This is a genomic window from Azospirillum rugosum (assembly GCF_017876155.1).
In the GTDB taxonomy this organism is placed as follows: domain Bacteria; phylum Pseudomonadota; class Alphaproteobacteria; order Azospirillales; family Azospirillaceae; genus Azospirillum; species Azospirillum rugosum.
The window spans coordinates 87,153-107,259 of record NZ_JAGINP010000015.1; the positions used below are offsets into that span (position 1 = coordinate 87,153).

The following is a 20,107-nucleotide window of genomic DNA, read 5'->3' on the forward strand; positions in this document are numbered from 1 at the left end:
CTCCACGAGGTCCGGCCGGCGCGGCGGTCGGGTCGGTCGCCGACCGCATCACCCCAGGGCGCGGACGATGCCGTAGGCGACCGCGCCCTGGAGCAGAACGGCTGTGGCCAGAAGGGCCATGCGCAGCCGCCGTATCCGCCGAGGCCCTTGCGTCCGGGCGCGCTCTTCGGCGGCCAGCACCCCTTCGATCCAGGGATAGGCGTTGATGACACGGGGAAACCGCGAGCGGTCCAGTGACCCGGCGATCTCCCGCCAGTGCTGGCTGGCGATGACCACCACCGCGCCTTCGGCGAGGGGCGTGGCGACCTGAGCGGGGTTGAGAATGGGCAGGCCGCCCACGGTGCCGGTCTTGTGACTGTCGAGGAAGGCCGCCACCCGTGCCCCGCTCCGGCCATCGAGAGCGTGCTTCAGGATGTGCCCGCCACGCCCGGCGCCGTAGATGTAAAGCGGAACGCCGACGGGCAGAGCGGTGGGCGTGTCCATGGTCTCCATCGCGGACCCCCGGTGTTTTCAGACGGCCGCGAGCGCCGCTCCGGCGACGCGCGGGCGAGAGACGGCGAGATCGGCCAAGGCGGCGGCGTAGTCGTCGAACCATGCGGCCCCGACCGGTGTGCGCAAACAGGCTGCGCAGAAGGTCCGGTGGGTGTCGAGAATTCGCACCATCCAGTCCTGCAGGGCGGCAATCCGGGCCTGCGCCCCGAGGCCGAGGGCGTCGTTGATGACCAGGCTGCCGGCCAGTGCCTCCACCGCTTCGGCGAAGCGAACGCCGTCGTAGAGCATCGACAGGCGACTGTGGCCCCCGAAACGGAAGCTTTCGCGCAGGTACCAGAAAATCGTCGTCTTGATCCGCGTGTGCACGATCGGCCCCTTGCCGAGCGTCGCGGCCAGGCTGTCCTCGATCGCGGCCAGCACCCGTTCCAGGCGGCTGCCGTCATCGCCGAACGCGCGCGGATCGGTTCGTTCCGGCACACGCCCGTGCGGGGCCAGGGCGCGCAGGTAATCTCCAGGAAACGGCAGGGACAGGTGTTCGTGCAGCCCGTCCAGAAGGCCCCGGCTGTCTCCCTGGACGATGTAGGGCAGAACGATGCGGAAAAGATAGATCTCGGGAATCCGTCCGACCTCGCGTGGCGTGTCGGGAACCCTGGCCTCCAGGTCGGCCGGGGAGGGAAACAGGGGATGCTCGAGCGCGCGGGCCAGGGTGCGGGCCAGCTCGATGCCTTCCCGATCCGCCTGCCCCTCGTCCACCCGGACACCATCCCGCAGCCGCGCACGCGCCATGGCGGCGATGTCGGCCGGAGGCGTGGGATGGCCGCCCAGGTTGAAATAGTCGATCAGCGGCCGGTCGTCGCCGAACGCATATTCCGGATTGAAGATCCGGTTGCGGATCCCGGCCGCGTCCGGGCCAGCCGGCAGATGGTCCCGCAGGGCACACCCCACCGCGGCAGCCAGACGCTGGTGGCCCGCCGCCGCCAGGTGGCAATGATCGATGAAGTCGTCATCCGTGGCGATGTCGGCAACGTCGATCAGGCCGATGCCGCGCCTTGCGGCGACATCGCTCACCGCTTCCCGGTAGGCGGCCTTGACCCGGTACATGGCGATGTCCAGTTCGGCCGAACGTTCAAGCGCCTCCTCGGCCTCGGCGGTGCGCCCGGCTTCCCGCAGCAGACGGGCGAGGTTGTACTGGACGATCTCAGGCCGGCATCGAGGTTCGGCGAGCAATTCGCGCAGCCGTTCGATTCCTTCCGTCGTGCGTCCGAGCCGGTGCAGCAGCAGGGCAATGTTGTGCCGCGCCACGAAGGCCAGTTCCGGATTGCGCGCGCTGGACGACGCAAGCAGCCGGTCGTAGATGACGAGCGCGTCTTCCAGGCGCCCTTCCTCTTCCTCCCGCATGGCGGCGACGAGGAGCGCCGGGGTGTCGGCGAGCTGTGCGGAGAAGGGCTCCCGAAACCCCAGAGTCCGGTAGAAGAGAAAGTTCCCCTTGCCCAACCCGGCCGGAAAGTCCTTGTGGGCGAGCGGGTTGATCATCATGACCCCGCTTCCCCGACGCTGCGCGTCCGCAGCGATCCGCTCGATGTTGTAGGCGAAATCCCTGGGGTTTTCCGGCTGCTCGCGCGACAGGTCGAAATCCCGGACGAAGGCCATCTGGCGCAGGCGGTTGCGCATCGCCGGCCGGCGGCGCCGCGCCTTCAGCGTATCGAGGGCGAAGCTTTTCCAGGGGGTGAAGCGCCCCTTGGGCAGTTCGGTCCCGCAGGCATCGCAATTGCCGAGGGACAGAATGACCAGGTCCGGCTGGCCGACCTCCTGCAGGAAGCGAAAATAGTACCGGCAGGCATCGGCGGCCGTGAAGCCGGCGATCGACGCGTTCCAAAAGATCGTTTCCGGCGGATAAGCGGGCACCGAGGCGACCAGAAAGGGCCACGCATGCCGTTCCAGGCCGATGGTGGTGCTTGTCGAATCGCCAAGGATCAGGACGGAAGGCACGGACTTACCACAGCGGATAGATGTCGTTTGGATTGCTGTTCTTAAGCCGTCGCGCCCGCCGCACGAAGTAGAACAGAGCCACGACCACCAAAGCCAGGACTGATGCAACGATCATGAGTGTCAAGGCAATACTCCCGCAGAGCTTTTGATTTGCGGCCTCTCCCGGCCTTCAGATAAAAATCCATGCTTTCGACCTCAGCCGAAGACAAAGTACCGGCATCTGCCCAAGGGCGTCAACGGTCATTGCTTGTTGTTTCGACTTGAATCAGGATTTTGATCTTGTATATATCCTTGCTGCAGGCTCACAAAGGAAATAAAGCCTGACTCCATCAATTTCGGCATGGCGTGTCCGGATCGCGGGCCGGCACCACCATCAAACGCCCGTCCTCCACCATGCCGAGAAGGCGATCCCGATGCGCCCCGAGATTCACCGCGAACGCCGCGGCGTTGAGGGCGCCGGTTATGCCGTGCGCACTCAGAAGCCGCGCGATATCCCAGACATAGGACGAGGTGACCACGACCTGATCGCCGGGCCGGCACCCGCACGCCGCGTAGTCCGCCAGCCGGTGAACCGGCAATCCGTCGACGTCCCCCGAAAGGCGGCTGTCGATGAAGGCCGAGGCCGGCCGCCCGACAATCTCGAGATAGCGCCGGAAGGCCTGACCGGCGCTGCCGCATCCGAACAGCACGACCCGGCAGCCGATCGGGATATCGTCAATGTGGCGGAAGGGCTTCAGAACCATGGAACAAGCGTCCTACAGGTCGTTCAGATCGCGCATGATCTGCTCGGCCCGATGCCGGCAGGTGTGCCGCGCCAGGATTTTGCGCTGCCCGGCCCGCCGCATCCGTTCGAGCGCCTGGCGGTCCCTCAGCATGCGCCGGGCGTCCTCGACGAAGGATTCCGGCGTGTAATCGACGAAGTCCACGCCGGCCTCGAACTCTTCATAGAAGAAACGCCGGGCTTCCGGATGATGGACCCGGTTGATCATGGCCGCCCCGCCGCACCCCAGGCAATCGATGACGCGGAAGTGCAGCGGCCAGATGCCGCTGTGCACGTTGAGGGCCGAGCCGCGATAGACGGCCGCCAGTTCCCGGGGCGTGTTGAGGAAGCCGTGGTAATACGGGGCAAGGCGCCGCCATTGGCTCCATCCCCCACTGCCGTACAGGCGCACGTCGGGGGAAACGGCCAGCATGCGCTCGGCAATCTGGATGCGCTCCTTGATCCGGATGAGGAACTCGTCGAACAGGTAACGCCGGTCGGCCGGAACGTCGGCAATGGCAAAATCGACACCGAAACGGCGGAAATAACTGCTGAGAAACGCGTGGAAGCTGGCCAGGCTGAAGTGTCCGGCCTCGAAGTCCGAAACCAAAAAGGCATCGATCAGTTCCGACAGACGTCCGCATTCGACGCCGCCGACCATCAGGGTGGCGGCCATGGCGGCATCGGGAGGCGGCGCGTACATATGGCCGATGAAGCTGAGCGCGCACAGCGGATCGCTGCCTGGCCCATCGCCGTCCGAGGCAGCGCCGCCCGGCATGGCGGCGCGGTCGCCGGTGGCCGTGTTGAAGCCGGGCCAGAGATGGCGCCATGCCGGCGACCGGCTGAGATCGACGCCGAACATGTCCGGCGGAACCATCAGGTACGTCAGCCCGCTGCCGCCCAGATCCGCCAGCAAGTCGTGGCCGCCGTATTGGAAATCCTGCAACCAGCACAGATGCAGGAAATCCTCGTCGCAGTCCTTGATGTGATCGCGGCTGCGGTTGATCTCCAGCACCGCGTCGGGACGGTAATTGGCAAGGAACGACGGCAGGACATTGCCGGGCAGCGGCGGCCAGCCGGCATGGACGTCCACCCCCAACTCCTCGAAGCCTGCCTTCAGGCCCATCACCGTGTTGACGAAGAGCGGCGACGGTTCGGCGAAGATGGCGATGCGGCGAAGCTTGGCGTGCATGACGGTGGATCCCCCGAGCGCTTGCCGGTCAGCCCGGCAGCGCCAGCCCGATCCGCTGGTAGGCCGCCTGGAACAGGGGTTTGGCCCACGGGCGCAGGGTCGCGTGATACCACAGCCAATCGACCTGCAAATCCACCGCCTTGCGGTGGGCGGCATCGGCGTCGTCCCGGCGGCCCGCCGCCTCCAGGGTCAAACCATAGGACGTGTGGTACCACGCGCCTTCCGCATCGAGCGCCAGAGCCTGGCGATGCGCCTCCAGTGCCTCCGCGATCCGTCCCCGGGAATGGTGAAGAAGGGCCAAACAACTCCACGCCCACGCGGAATCGGCCGTCGTGCCCGTGATCTTCTGGTAGATTTGCAGCGCCCGCTCGACCTCGCCCTGAGCCTCCCAGGCCAGCCCCAGGCCGATGGCGTGACGGACGTCCTTGGGATCGGCCGCCCTGGCCTGTTCCAGACACCCCAGTGCCTGGCCGGGATTCCCGCGGGCGATTTCGCTCATCCCGCGCCGCCAGTTGAGTTCGTGGGCGCTGTAGCCGAGGCGGGCGAGGCGATCGAGCGTCCGCAAGGCGTCGTCAAAGCGGCAGAGGCATTGCTGGACGTCGCTGACCAGCAGGTAATGCTTGGACTGATGAGGCTCCAAGGCGATGGCCCGCTCCATCGGCACCAGCGGCTGGTTCTGGATATGGCTCGGCAGGCGGCACAGGCTCCAGCTCAGATAATGGAACGCATCCGCCTCCAGATAACCGCGACGGATCGCCGTCCGGAAATGGTCCTTTGCCTTCTCCATCGCGGCCGATTGGAAATGGTAGAGGCAGTAGGCGTACTGGTAGTGCGCCTCGGCCAGTTCGGGCGCGCGCGCGACCGCTTCCTCGAACAGAGGCAGCGCGGCCTCGGTGTTCGACCGGTCGAGGTGTTCCAGCCCGATGTGCAGGAAGGCTTCGGCTTCGTACCGCGGATTCAGCGCCAACGCACGCTGGTGCAGGTCTTCGCTCGCCGTTTCATCACCGGCGGCCAGCAGCAGCTTGCGCAAGCGGAACACCGCCTCGGGGGAGGCGGGGTTCAACGCCAGGGCCTTCCGATAGCTCTCGATGGCTTGAGCCGGTTCGCCGGACCGGGCGAGGGCAACGCCCATGGAATAATGATAGTTGGCGAAGGTCTCCGTCCGAATACGCTGGCGCCATGCCTCGATGTCATCGGGGGTGAGCGCCGATCCCTTGTCCTGGACTGCGTACTGGCTCGACATACCCGTTCAGCTTTCCTTGGCTTTCCGGTGGGCATGGCCGCACCGGGGTTCGGTCAATAGGGGCCTTTGAAGTCATCGGCCGGATCGATGCCGCCGAGCGGGCCCGCGGTGCGCCTGAGCATGGACAGCACCGCCGTGGCGATGGTCGAGGCCTTGGGGTAGAAGGCGGCCTCCAACGGCGCCGACACCGGCGCCGGGCAATTGGCCAGGGCAAGACGGCGTACCGGCCCCTTCAGGTCGGCGAAGGCCCGCTCCGCGGCAAGGGCGGCGACTTCGCTCGACACCCCGTACAGCTCCCAACTCGTGTCCGCCACCAGAAGCCGCCCGGTCTTGCGCACCGACGCCAGGATCGTCGCCTCGTCGAGCGGACGGACGCTGCGGATGTCCACCACCTCCACCGACACCCCTTCCTTCTCCAGCTCGGCGGCCGCGCGCAACGCTTCGACGACCATCAGCGAGGCGGCGACCACGGTGACGTCCGTTCCCGCCCGGACCACGTTGGCAACGCCGAGCGGCGTGGGCACCGGCTCTTCCGGAACCGGGCCCGACAGTCCGAACAGGGAACGGTGCTCCAGGATCACCACCGGCCCGTCGTCCTGCAGAGCCGCCAGCGTCAGTCCCTTGGCGTCGGCGGGAAGGGCCGGCAGCACGACCTTCAGGCCGGGGAAATGGGCGAGGGTCGCGTGCAGGCTTTGCGAGTGGGTGGCGCCTTGCCCCCAGCCCTTGCCGACCACCGCGCGCACCACGACCGGCACCCGCCCGGCCCGGCCGCCGTACATGTAGCGCCATTTGGCGGCGAGGTTGATGAGCTGGTCGAACGCAAGGAACATGAAATCGTTGCGCGGATGCACGACGACCGGCCGCTTGCCCATGGCCGCAGCACCGATGGCGATGCCGGTCAGGGCGTTCTCCATGGCCGGCGCGTCGAACACCCGCGACGGCCCGAACCGCCGGAGCGCTTCCACCGTCGTGCCGAAAATACCCGAGGAATAGTCGACGGCGATGCCGGTGACGAAGATCGCCGGGTCCTGTTCCATCGCCTGGACCAGCCCCTCGGACAGGGCCTCCGCGTAAGTCAGATTGCGCATGGTTGATCCTCAGTCTTGGCGGGTCCGGAAGCCAGGTCAATACACGTTGTCGAAGAGGGATTCCGGTTCAGGCCAGGAGCCGGCCTTGGCCCGAGCGACCGCCTCCTCCACCTCGTGATCGACGTCCACCCGCCAAGCCTCGAGTTCGTCCCGGGTCGCCGCCCCTTGCGCCAGCAACGCGTCGCCGGCCCGGCGCAACGGGCATCGCTCCATCCACGCCTCCAGTTCCTCCCGGCTCCGATAGCTGCGGTTCATCTCATGATCGAAGCACGGCCCCACATGCTCGAGCCACCGGTAGGTCATGCATTCCAGAAAGGCCGGCCCCCGGCCCTGCCGCACGCCGTCGAGCAGCCTCGACGCAGCTTGGTGGACGGCGAAGACATCGTTGCCGTCCACCTGCTCGGCCCGCAGCTTGAAGGCGGCGGCCCGCTCGCACAGCTGCGTGCCGGAAGGCTGGCGCACCTGCAGCGGGCTCTCGGTGGAGTAGAGGTTGTTCTCGCACACCAGCAGCACCGGCAGGCCATGCGTCGCCGCGTAGTTCAGGCTCTCGTAGAAAATCCCTTCCTCGCAGGCGGCGTCGCCGAAAAAGGCCACCGCGACGCGCGGCACGCCGTCCATCTTGAAGGCAAGCGCGCTGCCCGTCGCAACGGCGATGGTCTGCCCGAGGATGGCGCTGCTGATCATGAAGCCATGATCCGGCCCCGTCAGATGGACCGAGCCGCCGCGACCGCGGGAACAGCCCTCGTCGCGCCCGTACAGTTCGGCGGCAAGCGCAAAGACGGACCCTCCACGCGCCAGATAGTGGTTGTGGCAACGATGATGGCTGTAGACGACGTCCTGCGCGTCGAGCGCCTCGCACACGCCGGCGGCCACCGCCTCCTGGCCGACGCCGAAATGGGTGGGCGTGCGCATTTCCTGGTCGCGGTAGAGCGCAGCCAGCCGCTCCTCGGTCCGCCGCAGCCGCAGAACGGATTGGTAAAGTCGGCGCCTCGTCTCGATTGTCGGGCTGTGCATACGAATTCTCCGGCCGCCGCGGTTCCTGAAGCAACGCGGCAAGATTTAGTTAAGGGGAGTTAATAACTTCATAATGCGCCGGGCCGGCTGCGATGCGGGGATCCCACACGGGGAACCCACACGGGGATCCGGGCCGCCACGCGACGATTGACGCCCGGCTTTGCAAGATCGTACTCCTTCCTGACGGACGCAGGCCCCGGATTCATGGCCTGAATCCAGGCGGAAGCAACGCAATGCCGGATATGGGTTGTTACCTTGTGACCGCGCTGTGGGGCGATTGGCACACGCGCGTCTTCACTGAAATGAACTTGCGGACGTTGCTGGCCGAACGCAACCTGCCCCTGTTCGCGCGGGAGGTCCGCTGCACGTACCTCGTCTACACCCGCGCAACGGACGCCGGGTGGATCGCTTCCAGTGCGGCTTGGCAAGCGTTGGCGCGGATCATGCCGGTCCACATCGAGGTGCTGCCGGACTCCGCCTTCACCAACCCCATCGACACCCATGTGGCGATCTGGCACGCCGGGGCCGACCGGGCGCGGAACGACGGGGCCTACATGCTCACCATCCCGGCCGACTTCGCCTGGGCCGACGGCGCCTTCGCGACCATCGCCGGGCATCTCGCCGCCGGCAAGCGGGCGATCTACTACATGTGCATCCGCGTCGTCCACGAGACCTTCGCGGAGGATTTCGCCGCGGCCGCACGCCCCGGAGAACTGGCGGTCCGCTTCACGCCGCGCCAACTCATGGCGCTCACCATGCGCCACCTGCATCCGCTGCATGCCGCCTACACGCGGGACTGCGCCCATTTCGCGCATCACATGGAATACAGCATCTGGCCGGTGGAGGGGGAGGGGTTCATCATGCGGCTGCTCGTCGGCAGCGTGCTGTGCTACGACCCGCGGCGCTTCGACCTCGATCCGAAATTTTCCCTGGCGCAGGCCGAATCCGTGGAGGATGTCGCCGTCATCGACGACTCCGACGACATGTACAGCGTGAGCCTCACCCCCCTCCTGAAGGATCGCAACTGGTACTTCACCCGCCGCCGCACCGATCCGGACGAGGTCGGTGGCTGGTGGCTGCAGTATGACGGCGCATTCCAGTGGCCGCTCGCCCAGCGGTGGCTGCGGTTCCACACCGGCGACATGACGCCGGACGCCTGGCGGCGGGTCGGACGCCAGTCGGACTTCTTTGTGGTCCAGGCCCTGCTCGCCCGCGAGATGATCCGCATCGGCCGGGTGATGGCCGGCATCGGCCTGCACAAGGCGGCCGATTGCCTGGCGGTGGCGCTTTACGGCAACCGCCTGCGCCGGCGCTGGACGTGGCGCGGCCCCGTCACGGTGTTCTGCCCGGTGGACGATGCATTCGCCGTCCTGGGCGGGCTGGAGTCCCTGCTCGCCGAGGAGGGGCAGGACGCCCTGTTCGCCCTCGTCAAGGCCCATGTCGCACTGGGCCCCGTCGAGCTGCCGGTCCTGCCCGACGAGGGCGGCGCCTTCGCCGGCCACGGCACGGTGACCAGCCTCGCCGACGACGTGCTGCCGGTCACGGTGGAAGGCGGAACGACCCGGGTTGGCGGCTGCCGCGTGCTCGACCGCCTCCACCTTCCGCACGGCAACACGCTCTACGTGATCGACGGGCTCCTGGGCCGGGCCGCCGCCCCGCCCACGGCCGCGCAATGAACGGACAGGCTTGCCCGCCATGACGCTTCCCCCACCGGACACGATCCCGCCCCCCGCCCCGCCCCCCGCCCCGCCCCCCGCCCTGCCGGACGTCCCGGCCGACCCCGTTGCGGCGCAGCTGCGGGGCCACGCCGACGCGCTGTTCGCGTCGGCGCTGGAGATGGGCAAGCTCCTGCTCGAAACGGCCGTGATGCAGGAGGTGCTCGAACACACGCTCCGGCGGCTCGGCGTACCGGTGGACTCCCAGGCGGTCATGCAGCGGCTGCGCGCCGGCGCAGCGCGTTCGCAAGCCTTGCCGCAGGCCTGCGAACGGCTGGCCGCCGCCGCCTCGGTGCGTCCCGAGGATTTCCGGAGCCACTTCTGGCACGGGTTGAGTTGCCTGAAGCAGGGCGACGAGGCCGGAGCGCTGGAAGGATTCGGCCGTGCCGCCGGCTGGTTCGCCGGTGCCGCGTCCGCCCTGCACTACGCGGCGGAAATCCTGGAACGCCAACGGCAGGACGAGCGGGCGACACGCTGTTATGCCGCCGCGGTCGCTGCGGCGCCCAACCTCAACGCCGCCCGCCGCCGCCTGGCCGAGCGGCTGCGGCCCCGGCACCCCGAAGCGGCGGCGCGGCATTTCCGCCAGATCCTCGGGCAGGCGCCGTGTCCACTCTATGGACGGTCACTGGCCATGGCGCGCACGGAAGCTGCCGAGAAGCGCCGACAGGGTTGGGGACGCGGCGGGGAAGCCGGCCTCCTGGAAGCGACGCTCGACGGTGCGGCGGAGGTCCTGACGGATCCGCCGGATGTCGCCTTCGATCCGGACACGATCCTTGTCCTGATCGACAGCCATCGGGGATTCCATGTGGTCCGCTGGCGGGACCGCTACGCGGCGGTATCCTGGCATCTGCCGGCAGGCTACAAGGCGCTGCTCTGCCCCTGGATCGAAGCCGGCGGGGGCATGGTCGACGGCAACCAGCCCATTCTCGTCGCCGGGTCCCTTGCCGAGCTCGAACGGAAGATGGACGACTGGCACAAGGGCCGGCCTTCGCCCGAGACGTGCTGAGACAGCGACCGGCACAGCGCTCGACGATGCCTGTTCGCCCGTGGTGAAGGCGACTACAATGGCCGATGACACCGTTCGTTTCCCGGTCCCTCCCCCGGCCTTCATCGCTTTGACGGAATCCCAAATGCTCCGATCGGTTGGGCGCGACGGTAGCGCGCTCCTGTCCGCAGCCACAACGGTGGTGGACGTCCACTGGGTGACCGACATCCCGGGCCGGGAACCGGTCCATGTCTATGGGGCCGGCCAGGGCGGAGCCGTCATGCTGCGGGAGCTGGCCGCGGCCGGGATTCCGATCGCCGGGGTCGTCGACACCGAGCGTTCCGGCCGCTTGGGCGAACACCGGCTGCTCTGCCTGGAGGAGTTTCTGGCCGAAGCCGACGATCGGACGAGGGTGGTGGTCGCCAGCCAGTTCCACACCGAGATCGTCGCCCGGCTGAGCGGCCGATTCGGGGGAACGGTGTTCAACGCCCATCCCTTGATCCAGCGGATCGCATCGCAGGAGGAGGCCCTGGCCGATGCCGCCCGCCGGGCGCCCAAGGCGGCGACGCACCGGCCGGCACTGCTGGCCGGCCTTCTCTGCGTGGGGCTGGCGGCCGGAGAAGTGCTGCTGCCGATCGAACAACTCACCTATCTGCTGATGGTGTCGGCCCTGGTCGTCGTCGGGGCGGAGATGCTGGTGCGGCTTCTGTGCGGCACCCCGCAGGGCTTCTTCATCTGGCGGCCCTACCTGTCGGTGCGCTTCCCACCCGACGAGAAGGCGACGCCGGGCGTGCACGGCAGCGGGCGCTTCCTCACCAACCGCTACGGCATGCGATCCGCCGATCCGCCGCGTCGGCCTTCCCGGACGGTCTACGTGCTGGGCGGCAGCACGGTTGCCGACTACTATCTCGACCAGGATCGCGCCTGGGTGCAGCGCCTTGAAGCCAAACTCCGGCAGCGGCTGGACTCGCCGACGGTGTGGACCGGCAATCTTGGCCGTCCCGCCAACTTCACCGACAACCACCTGCTCGTCTTCAAGCACCTGCTGCCGGAACTCCCGAAGCCGGATCTGATCGTCATCCTGGCCGGCGTGAACGATCTGCAATTCGCCCTGGGTTCGAGCTATCCGCGCGACATGAGCGAACGAACCATGCTGGAGTGGACCTTTTCGGAGATGCCGGGAAAGGGGAACCTCGCCGAGCGGCTCGCCCTGACCGCGTTCTGCGTCCGGGTCCAGGGCTGGCTGTCGCGTCGCTTCACCCCCGACGCGGTGGAAGGCGTCTATCCGCCGAATGGCTTCACCATGTGGCGGAACGCCCGGCGCACCGCTCCCCCCGACCGGATGGTCGATCGCCTGCCGGACCTCGCCGGGTCGCTGGCGCGCTACCGCGGCAACCTGCTCCGCCTGATCGACGCGTCCCGGAAGGCCGCCGGCATTCCGATCGTGCTGCTCACACAGCCCGTGCTGTGGAGCGCGGATATGACGCCGGAGGAGGAAGCCCTCCTCTATGCCGGCGGGGTCGGCCCCAACGACGAATGGGTCGACGTGCAGCGCTACTACACCGCCGCCGCACTGACCGACGGCATGGACCAGTTCAACGAGGTCATGCGCGACGTGTGCCGGCAACGGGCCGTCCACTGCGTGGATCTCGCGGCCCTGGTGCCGAAGAGCGGACGCTATTTCTACGACGACATGCATTTTTCCGACGCCGGAGCCGATCTGGTGGCCGACCTCGTCGCCTCCCGGATTGCGCCGTTGCTGGCCGAGCCGATGAAGGGCCCCCCTGCCTCGCATCCCGTTGATGCCGGCGCGACACGATGAAGACGATCAACGACCTGCGGGAACTGCCGAAGGATCGGCCGCTCTACATCTACGGCGCAGGCACCGCCGGTCGCGTGGTGAAGAACGGGATGCGGCGCTTCACGCGCCGATGCCTCGTCGGCTTCGTCGATTCCACGAAGACCGGCACCCTGGACGGGTTTCCTATTCTGCCGGCCGAGCGGTTCTGCGTGGAGCGGCCGGACCGGGCGGTCGTGATCATCGCCAGCCATGCCTGGGAGGACATCGCCGGCCGGCTTGCCGCAGCGGGCATCCCGCACGTCTACAACGCCTATCCCTATGTCGAACGCCGTCTTGCCGCCGCGAACCACCCCTCTTCGTCGCTGCGCCGGACAGCCGCCCGCCTCATCCTGCCGGGGGAGTTGCTGGCGAGCGCCGCCGGCTTCGGCTTGGCGGCGACGGCTTCCGACATCTCCGCCGTTCCGCTGCTCGCCATGGGGGCGGCCGCACTGGCCGATGCCCTGGGGGGCATCTGGCACCTGGCCGAGCGCGGGCAGGACTTTTACAGCGCGCCGAAGAACACGGGAACCGGCGGGGTCGCCGCTCCCTATCAACTGCGCCTCGCCGTCTTCAATCCCTACTTCGGGTACACCCACGCTCCGAACGCCCGCTACCCGTTTACCACCAACAACTTCGGCTTCAAGGTCTGGGCGCCGTTGCTCGACCAAGCTCCCGGCGCCTGGGACTACCCTTATCCCCGGCGTGACGGCGATCTGCTGGTGGGCATATTCGGCGGCTCGGTGGCGCAGGGCTTCGCGGAAGCCGCCGCGCGGCTTCCGGACCTCGTCGAGCGTCTGGCAGCCTTGCCGCCGTTTCGCAAGCGCAAGGTCCGAATCCTCAACTTCGCGCTGTCGGGCTGCAAGCAGCCGCAGCAGTTGGCCATCCTCTCCTATTTCCTTGCCCTCGGGCAGAATTTCGACGTCGTGATCAACATCGATGGCTTCAACGAGGGAGCCTCCGGCTTCACCAATTGGCGCGCCGGTGTCGAACCGAGCTTTCCCGCCGAAAACGCCTGGAGCGAGCTTGGCCGCATCATCGAGGGAGAGGGCAGCCGCCTTTCCTCCCTGGAGGATGTCCGGCGCGCCTATCACAAGCTCTCGGCCAGGCATTCGGCGGAGCGCGCCGCCGCCGCGGGGACAGCCGCGTCCTTCCTGTGCCATCGCCTGCGCCAGCTCCATCACGAGCGGCACGCAAACACCCCGGCCGGCCGGCCGGATGCCGCGCAGACCACGCCCGAAACCTTGTTTCCCTCAGCGCTGAAACGGCCGCTCCCCACGACCGACGCCCTGTTCGACGGGATCGCCGATCAATGGCAGGCCGCGTCGTCCGCCATGAAGGACCTCGTGCACCGGCGAGGAGGGATTTACCTGCACGTCCTTCAGCCGAACCAATGGTACGAGCCCTGCGGCCCGTACGTGCCGCGCGACGCGAACCATGGGTTTGCATGGATCGCCGAAACGGTCAACGGAAGCTATCCACGGTTTCTCGGCCGCATGCCGCGGCTGCGCGCCGACGGCGTCCATGTGCTCGACGCCTCCCGGGTCTTCGACGGACATCTCGCGGAAGCCTACATCGACGATGTCTGCCATTACACGGATTGGGGCTATCAGCGGCTGTTCGCCGCGGTCGGTGCCGAGATGGAGGGCATCGTCACCGAGCCATGAGCCCGGCGGCAAGCCGACGCGGAGCGGCGGCATCGTGATCGCTGCGCAAGAGGACTTGGGATTATGCCAGGAACCCCGCCAGCCTTCCCCACCCGCTTTCCGGCGTGTCGGCGCGCTTGCGTCCGAACCAGACGGCGGGGGCATGCAGGGTCTCGCCGGTGCGGGTGACGAAGTTCGGGTTCTCCGCGCCGGCGGCGCCGGTCGTCACGAAGCGGTCGAGCGTTGCGTCGCTGAGCGACAGGTCGGGCGGTCCCGACAGGTCCAGCCCCGTCGCGGCGAAGGCCTCGCCCAGCGCGTCGGCTTGGGCGGCGGACAGGCCCGGCACACCCGTGCGGTCGTTCAAAAGCACCTCCGCCGAGAAGGCCAGCACGCCGCCCGGCGCCAGCCGCCGGTCGATCCAGGCAAGCGCCTCCGCGGCCTTTCCCTCCGCCGCCAGGCGCGGCAGCGTGTTCTGCGGCAGGATGGCGACGTCCCAGGGCGTGCCGGCGAACAGGTCCGGTCCGGGGTCGCCGTGGTGGATGGCAATCCGGTCGCGGCGGAAGCGGCGCGGCTTGGCGAGCCAGGGGTCGAGGTCGCCGCGCGCCACCCGCTCGGCGTGGCGGGGAGCATCGGCCCCGACGTCCAACACCCCGACCGCGCGGGCCAGTTCGGTCAGCAACAGGTAGAAGCCGTCGATCTCCGCGCTGACCACGAGGGCGCGCGGCTCCCGCTCCAGCAGGCCCAGCCGGTCGAGCCCGTAGAGATACTGCGCGCGCTCCCAGGCGCCGCGGCTGCGCTTGAAGAAATTGTCGATGCTGTTGCGGGCGTCCTCGTCGCGGCGGCGTTCGGCGTCGGCATCGTCGATGTAGGGCACCTGGAAGGTCGCGACGTTGGTCCGCACCCGCACCACCCAGGGGCGCCATGAGGGATCGTCCCAGTCCTCCGCGGCGGCGAGCTTGCTGAGCGCCGGCGGGCCGGCGGGGCGCGGCCGGGCGGGCAGCGCGATCTCCGGGCGCAGCCGGGCGGCGTTGCGATGGCGCGCCGCCACACCCTTCAGCGCGGCGACGCGCTCCGCCGGCACGCCGTCCACGCCGGTCAGGCCCGGCCAGTCGAGTGCCGCCACCAGCGGCTCCGTCCAGCGGCGTGGGTCGCCCGCCGCCGGATCCTCCGCGGCCAGCAGGGCGGCCAAGTCGCGGCGCAGCAAATGGGCTTCCCGCGGGGCGATGGGAAGCGGGCGGCCGAGGCGCGCGGTCAGGAAATCCTCCAGCGTCGTCTCCGCCGGGGCGGCCTTCTCCTCCGGCCGCAGGAGGGCGCGGATCACCGCCGCCAGGCGCGGGGCGACCCCTTGCAGCGAGAAGCGCTCCAGCGCCACCCGGTGAGCCTCCTCGGCGACGCCGCGCCGGAAGGCGTCGTCGCCGATCAGGCGCGCGAGTGCGGCGGAGTAGCCCTCCATCCCCTCGGCCAGCAGGCCGGAGACGCCGTCCTCCAGGCAGTGCGTCACCTCGCCGACCGGCGTGGCGCAGACCGCCACCTTGGCCAGCAGGAACTCGAACATCTTGGTCGGGCTCTTGGCCACGTTGAATTCGTTCTGCGAGTAGGGCAGCACGCCGATGTCCATCTCGCGCAGCACGGCCGGGATCTCGGCCGGCGGAATGAACTCGTGCAGTTCGATGTTCGGCAGGTCCGGATAGCGTTCCCGCACGCGGAGCTTCAGCTCCCCCCAGGCGCGGCCGAAGCCGATGATGTGGAAGCAGGCCCGGTCGCGGACGGCGCGCGGCACCAGCGCGAAGGCGTCCACCGCGAACAGCACGTCCTTCATGGGGATGTCGCCCCAGAAGTCGCCGGAATAGAGGATGTTCACCCGACCGTTCACTTGGCCGCCGAAGCGGCGGCGCGGCGCCTCGCGCCCGTCGGCCGTGAACAGGTCCTGGTCGGCGACGGTGTGGACCAGATGCGTGTTCGGGTTCAGCGGCGCCAGCAGGTCCTGCAGCCGGTGGCTGGCGGCGATGCAGGCGCCCGCCCGGTTGGCGACCGTGGGGAAGAGCTGGTCGGGCCGCAGGCTGGGGAACCAGGGCTCCAGCCGGCGGTAGGGCTGCATGTCAAGCTCGTAGTCGTCGTAGTCCAGCACGATGCGGTTGCCGCCGCGCTCCGCCGCCAATGCCGCCGCCAGCGTGTGGTAGCCGACCTTCTGCACATAGAGCACCGCCCGCGGGTTGCGGGCCAGGATGCGGTGGGCCTCCAGGTTCAGGCGGATCTTCTCTTCCTCGGGAATCGTGGACAGCGCGCCGCCCTGGTCGGGGGCGCCCAGATGGTCGAAGAAGGACAGCACCTCGGCGCGCAGCCCCTGCTGGCGCAGCGCCTTGGCGAAGTTGTAGCAGCGCACCCGCGCCGACGGCTGCCGGAACCCGTCCTGCGCCAGGAAGATGACGTCGGCCGCCTCGAAACGGGCAAGGGCATCCTCATCGAAGGGCAACGGCTGGGTCATGGATCGGGCTCGGCTCAGGGAAGGCAGGAAGGCGGGGTGCCGGAGAGGCGGTGCCATTTACCGCCGGTTTGCAGAACCCGACAAGCCTTCCCGCAACCGGCGCACAGGGCCGCCCTTGCCGCCCGCCGTGACCGCCCGCCGTGACCGCCCGCCGTGACCAATGGCCCCCTGTGGCCATTTTGGGACCCTTGTCACACATCCAATCGATAGTGGTATGCCAATTTTGGGGCACGAGAGGTTGGCCCGCAACCTTTCGGATCGAGCGCTTCGACGCTCCCACGCCCCGGGTTGATGATGGCCGCCTCCACCGACAAGATCCTCACTCTTCCCATCGTCGTGAACGCCTGGGGCGTGTCCGCCGGCCAGGCGCCGCATTTCAAGCTGCTGGTCGACGACATGGTGGTGGGCGAGGCCTGGGTGGCCGCCACCACCAGCGCCGCCTACAGCTTCCAGGTCGCGGTCAACCCCGACGAGGGGCACCGCATCACGGTCTGGTACGACAACGACAACGCGAACCGCGATCTGTTCGTCGGCTCCATCCTGGTCGGCGGGCAGGAGATCAAGGCCACCGACCCGCGCGTCACCTACGACAAGGGCGCCTACGACGGCAAGGACGTGGTCCGGGGGCAGGAGGGGCTGTACTGGGGCGGCGCCCTGTCCTTCGGGCTCGGCGAGGAGGTCTTCGGCGGGCCGATGGTCAAGCCGCCCCCCGCCCCGGAACCGGTCATCACCCGGACGGTGCCGATCACCGTCCGGGCCGCCCTCTCCCCCTCCACCGCCGGCACGGCGGCGCGCTTCAAGGTTCTGGTGGACGGCGTCCTGGTCGGCGAGGGCGAGGCCACGGGGACCACCCCCAAGCCCTTCACCTTTGCGGCGACCCTGGACCCGTCCGTCGCCCACACGGTGCAGGTGCTGCCGGCCGACGGCACGGCGGCGAACGCGCTCGCCGTCACTGGCCTGTCGGTGAACGGCCGCAGCCTCGCCGCCACACCCGCCGCGGACGGCTCCATCACCCGGACGGTGGCGGCCCCGGTCTTCCAGGGCACGGCCTCCCAAGCGGAGGCACCTCCGGAGGCGCCCTCAGGGAACGCCTACTATGTCGCGAAGAACGGCAAGGACAGCTGGTCGGGCCGGCTGGCCGAGCCGAACGCCGACGGCACCGACGGGCCCTTCGCCAGCCTGGAGCGGGCGCAGGCGGCCATGCGCGGCAGCACCGTCAAGACCACCTATGTCCGCGAAGGCACCTACCAGCTGTCGCAGACGCTGGAGCTGACCAGCGCGGACAGCGGCGTGCGCATCCTGGGCTATCCCGGGGAGCAGGTGGTGATCAGCGGCGGCCGGACGGTCGGCGGCTTCATCAGCGAGGGCAACGGCGTCTGGTCCGCCGCCCTGGCCGCCGCACCCGGCTTCGACGTCACGGTCGACGGGGTGCGCTACACGCTGGCCTCCAAGGCGGCCTACGACCCCGGCGACCCGACGACCGGCTGGTACGTCGCCGATGCGGCGACAGCCGGGGCCAGCGGCCGGTCGCTGCGCTACCACGCCGGCGACGTCACGGCCGCCGACCTCGTCCCCGGCCTGCGCATCCAGGTCTTCGACACGGAGCGGCTGCAGGACGCCATCCTGACGGTGGCGGGCATCGACACCACGACGCGGACGATCACCTTCACGTCGGACGCGCCCTTCAGCTTGCGCGACGGCTCCACCTTCCGGCTGCTCGGCAACGCCGCCCATGTGGACCAAGCCGGCGAGTTCGCCTACCGGGCCGCGGACGGGCGGCTGGTCATCGATGTGGGGGCCGGGGCCAACTTCGATGGGACGGGCGTCTCGGTGGCGCGGCTCGGGACGCTGCTGCGCCTGAACGGGGCGGCCGGCGTCACCGTCCAGGGGCTGACCTTTACCGACACGACGACCGACGGCTACGCGCTCGACGTGGTCGGCGGCGGCGTGAACCGGATCGTCGGCAACAGCTTCGTGAACGTCGGCACCGGCATCCACGTCACGCAAGCCTCCGACCGCAACCTGATCAGCGGCAACTACCTGGACCATCTGGGCATCAGCGGCGTCCTGCTGGACGGCCAGTCCGACGGCAACACGGTGACCGGCAACCGCATCCAGCACATCGGCGAGGTCCGCTCCTACGCCGGCGGCATCATGGGTGCCGGCATCAACGACACGGTCATTTCCTACAACGACATCGACCACAGCTCCCGCTACGGCATTTCCATCAAGAACTGGAACGCCGCCACCGTCAGCCTGAACAATTCCATCCTCTACAACCGCGTCCGCAACACCGGCGAGAAGACGGCCGATTCCGGCGCCATCGAGCTGCTCGGCCGGTCGGGCCTGATCACCAACACGCTGATCAAGGGCAACCGGATCGAGCACGCCGGCGGCATCGCCACCACCAGCACCGGCGCTTGGCTGCGCGACTACAAGGGCTTCGGCGTCTATCTGGACGACATGACCAGCGGCGTGACCGTGCAGGACAACTTCCTGAAGGACACGTCCTGGGCCAGCGTGATGATCCACGGCGGCCACGACAACACGGTGACCAACAACATCGGCGTGCTGGGATCGAACAGCGAGAGCTTCCTGCGCATCGAGTGGGTGACCTCGGGCAGCAGCCCGGTCATTCCCGCCAACAACACCATCACCCGCAACATCATCGAAGGCGTCGTCCCGCTGGGCAGCTACGTCACGCTGCTGTCCGCCGGCGCCAACGCCATCGACTACAATTTCGTGCACCGCGTCACGGCCTACGGCGCCCACGACCTGACCGGCGACCCGCTGTTCGCCGATCCCTACGACAACGACTACAGCCTGCTCGCCCCGTCGCCGGCGCTCACCGCCGGCATCCACGACCTGGCCTGGATGCTGATGGGGATGCCCCCGGGCAGCACGCCGGTGCCCGACCCGTCCGGCGGCGGGAGCGCGTTGCCGCCCGCGGTTCCCGAGGCCACCGTGCCTCCGGCGCCGATCCCTGTGCCGGAGTCCCCCCCTACTCCATCGGCGCCCGTCCCGGATCCGGCGCCGGTGTCCGCCCCGCCGCTCACGGCGCCGGCGCGCCCGTCCGTCCAGCTCAGCCGGATCGAGAACGGCGTCGCGGGGGAGGCGACGGCCTACGCCTACGACGGGCCGATCGCGTCGCTGACGTGGAGCTTCCTGGGCAACGACCGCAACGAGGTCGTCCGGGGGTCGGGGGACAGCGACTTCCTGAACCTGCTCGGCGGCGACGACGCAGCGGACGGTGCGGCGGGCGACGACGTGCTGGACGGCGGCGCGGGATCGAACTTCCTGACCGGCGGGGCAGGCAAGGACACCTTCTTCGTCGACGCGCGCGGCGGGCAGACGACTTGGTCCACCGTCACCGACCTGGAGACGGGGGAATGGGCGACGCTGTGGGGCTACCGGCCGGGCACGTCCCGGCTGACCTGGGAGGAGATGGGGGGAACCGCCGGCTTCAAGGGGGCCACGGTGCATGTGGACATCGACGGCAACGGCAGCGTCGACGCCAGCATGACCTTCACCGGCAAGGCCGTGGGCGCCATGACCGTCACCGCCGGCACCAGCGGCGCCGACAGCTACCTCGCCTTCATCTCGCTGTAAGGCCTTAGGACCGCGACCGCGGTCCCGGACGCCCATGCGTCCGAAGCCCGGC

Annotated in this window: 13 protein-coding genes; 5 read left to right on the forward strand and 8 right to left on the reverse strand. The window is 68.8% G+C overall.

Features of this window, described 5'->3' with window-relative positions:
• Positions 1 to 48: 48 nt before the first annotated feature.
• The 7 genes from J2851_RS20290 to J2851_RS20320 form a co-directional block, all read right to left on the reverse strand.
• The gene (locus tag J2851_RS20290) at positions 49 to 483 is read right to left on the reverse strand and encodes a hypothetical protein (protein WP_209768469.1); all 435 of its coding nucleotides are present in this window, start codon (positions 481 to 483) and stop codon (positions 49 to 51) included.
• Between the two features lie 27 nt (positions 484 to 510).
• On the reverse strand, positions 511 to 2,481 hold the full coding sequence (locus J2851_RS20295) for a tetratricopeptide repeat protein (protein ID WP_209768470.1): 1,971 nt from the start codon (positions 2,479 to 2,481) through the stop codon (positions 511 to 513).
• 329 nt (positions 2,482 to 2,810) lie between these two features.
• A complete protein-coding gene (locus J2851_RS20300) occupies positions 2,811 to 3,224 on the reverse strand; it encodes a hypothetical protein (protein ID WP_209768471.1) in 414 nt (137 codons plus the stop codon).
• Between the two features lie 12 nt (positions 3,225 to 3,236).
• Positions 3,237 to 4,433: a glycosyltransferase family protein gene (locus tag J2851_RS20305; RefSeq protein ID WP_209768472.1), complete on the reverse strand. Its 1,197-nt coding sequence runs from the start codon at positions 4,431 to 4,433 to the stop codon at positions 3,237 to 3,239.
• A gap of 28 nt (positions 4,434 to 4,461) precedes the next feature.
• A complete protein-coding gene (locus J2851_RS20310; protein WP_209768474.1) occupies positions 4,462 to 5,676 on the reverse strand; it encodes a tetratricopeptide repeat protein in 1,215 nt (404 codons plus the stop codon).
• 53 nt (positions 5,677 to 5,729) lie between these two features.
• Positions 5,730 to 6,764, reverse strand: coding sequence for an alpha-ketoacid dehydrogenase subunit beta (locus J2851_RS20315; RefSeq protein WP_209768476.1), 1,035 nt, complete (start codon positions 6,762 to 6,764; stop codon positions 5,730 to 5,732).
• A gap of 36 nt (positions 6,765 to 6,800) precedes the next feature.
• On the reverse strand, positions 6,801 to 7,778 hold the full coding sequence (locus tag J2851_RS20320) for a thiamine pyrophosphate-dependent dehydrogenase E1 component subunit alpha (RefSeq protein WP_209768478.1): 978 nt from the start codon (positions 7,776 to 7,778) through the stop codon (positions 6,801 to 6,803).
• A gap of 308 nt (positions 7,779 to 8,086) precedes the next feature.
• Between J2851_RS20320 and J2851_RS20325 the strand changes: the two genes are divergently transcribed.
• The 4 genes from J2851_RS20325 to J2851_RS20340 all read left to right on the forward strand — a co-directional run bounded on the left by J2851_RS20325 (position 8,087) and on the right by J2851_RS20340 (position 13,982).
• Complete coding sequence (locus J2851_RS20325) at positions 8,087 to 9,454, forward strand: fasciclin domain-containing protein (protein WP_209768479.1); 1,368 nt, start codon at positions 8,087 to 8,089, stop codon at positions 9,452 to 9,454.
• A gap of 19 nt (positions 9,455 to 9,473) precedes the next feature.
• On the forward strand, positions 9,474 to 10,499 hold the full coding sequence (locus J2851_RS20330; RefSeq protein WP_209768480.1) for a hypothetical protein: 1,026 nt from the start codon (positions 9,474 to 9,476) through the stop codon (positions 10,497 to 10,499).
• A gap of 124 nt (positions 10,500 to 10,623) precedes the next feature.
• Positions 10,624 to 12,300 (forward strand): SGNH/GDSL hydrolase family protein, encoded by a 1,677-nt coding sequence (locus J2851_RS20335; RefSeq protein WP_209768481.1) that lies wholly within the window; start codon positions 10,624 to 10,626, stop codon positions 12,298 to 12,300.
• On the forward strand, positions 12,297 to 13,982 hold the full coding sequence (locus tag J2851_RS20340; RefSeq protein WP_209768482.1) for a hypothetical protein: 1,686 nt from the start codon (positions 12,297 to 12,299) through the stop codon (positions 13,980 to 13,982). The genes J2851_RS20335 and J2851_RS20340 overlap by 4 nt, the downstream gene beginning before the upstream one ends.
• A gap of 61 nt (positions 13,983 to 14,043) precedes the next feature.
• Here the strand turns inward: J2851_RS20340 and J2851_RS20345 are convergent, their stop codons facing one another.
• Entirely contained in the window at positions 14,044 to 16,446 is a 2,403-nt protein-coding gene (locus J2851_RS20345; protein ID WP_209768483.1) for a glycosyltransferase family 4 protein, read from the reverse strand.
• Between the two features lie 291 nt (positions 16,447 to 16,737).
• Here J2851_RS20345 and J2851_RS36360 point away from each other — a divergent pair, with 291 nt between their 5' ends.
• The gene (locus tag J2851_RS36360; protein ID WP_281416062.1) at positions 16,738 to 20,055 is read left to right on the forward strand and encodes a carbohydrate-binding domain-containing protein; all 3,318 of its coding nucleotides are present in this window, start codon (positions 16,738 to 16,740) and stop codon (positions 20,053 to 20,055) included.
• The last annotated feature ends 52 nt before the right edge of the window (positions 20,056 to 20,107 follow it).

Coding starts and splice junctions, on each gene's coding strand:
- J2851_RS20290 (WP_209768469.1), bottom strand. CDS start 483: ATGGACACGCCCACCGCTCTGCCCGTCGGCGTTCCGCTTTACATCTAC.
- J2851_RS20300 (WP_209768471.1), bottom strand. CDS start 3,224: ATGGTTCTGAAGCCCTTCCGCCACATTGACGATATCCCGATCGGCTGC.
- J2851_RS20305 (WP_209768472.1), bottom strand. CDS start 4,433: ATGCACGCCAAGCTTCGCCGCATCGCCATCTTCGCCGAACCGTCGCCG.
- J2851_RS20310 (WP_209768474.1), bottom strand. CDS start 5,676: ATGTCGAGCCAGTACGCAGTCCAGGACAAGGGATCGGCGCTCACCCCC.
- J2851_RS20315 (WP_209768476.1), bottom strand. CDS start 6,764: ATGCGCAATCTGACTTACGCGGAGGCCCTGTCCGAGGGGCTGGTCCAG.
- J2851_RS20320 (WP_209768478.1), bottom strand. CDS start 7,778: ATGCACAGCCCGACAATCGAGACGAGGCGCCGACTTTACCAATCCGTT.
- J2851_RS20330 (WP_209768480.1), top strand. CDS start 9,474: ATGACGCTTCCCCCACCGGACACGATCCCGCCCCCCGCCCCGCCCCCC.
- J2851_RS20335 (WP_209768481.1), top strand. CDS start 10,624: ATGCTCCGATCGGTTGGGCGCGACGGTAGCGCGCTCCTGTCCGCAGCC.
- J2851_RS20340 (WP_209768482.1), top strand. CDS start 12,297: ATGAAGACGATCAACGACCTGCGGGAACTGCCGAAGGATCGGCCGCTC.
- J2851_RS20345 (WP_209768483.1), bottom strand. CDS start 16,446: ATGACCCAGCCGTTGCCCTTCGATGAGGATGCCCTTGCCCGTTTCGAG.
- J2851_RS36360 (WP_281416062.1), top strand. CDS start 16,738: ATGATGGCCGCCTCCACCGACAAGATCCTCACTCTTCCCATCGTCGTG.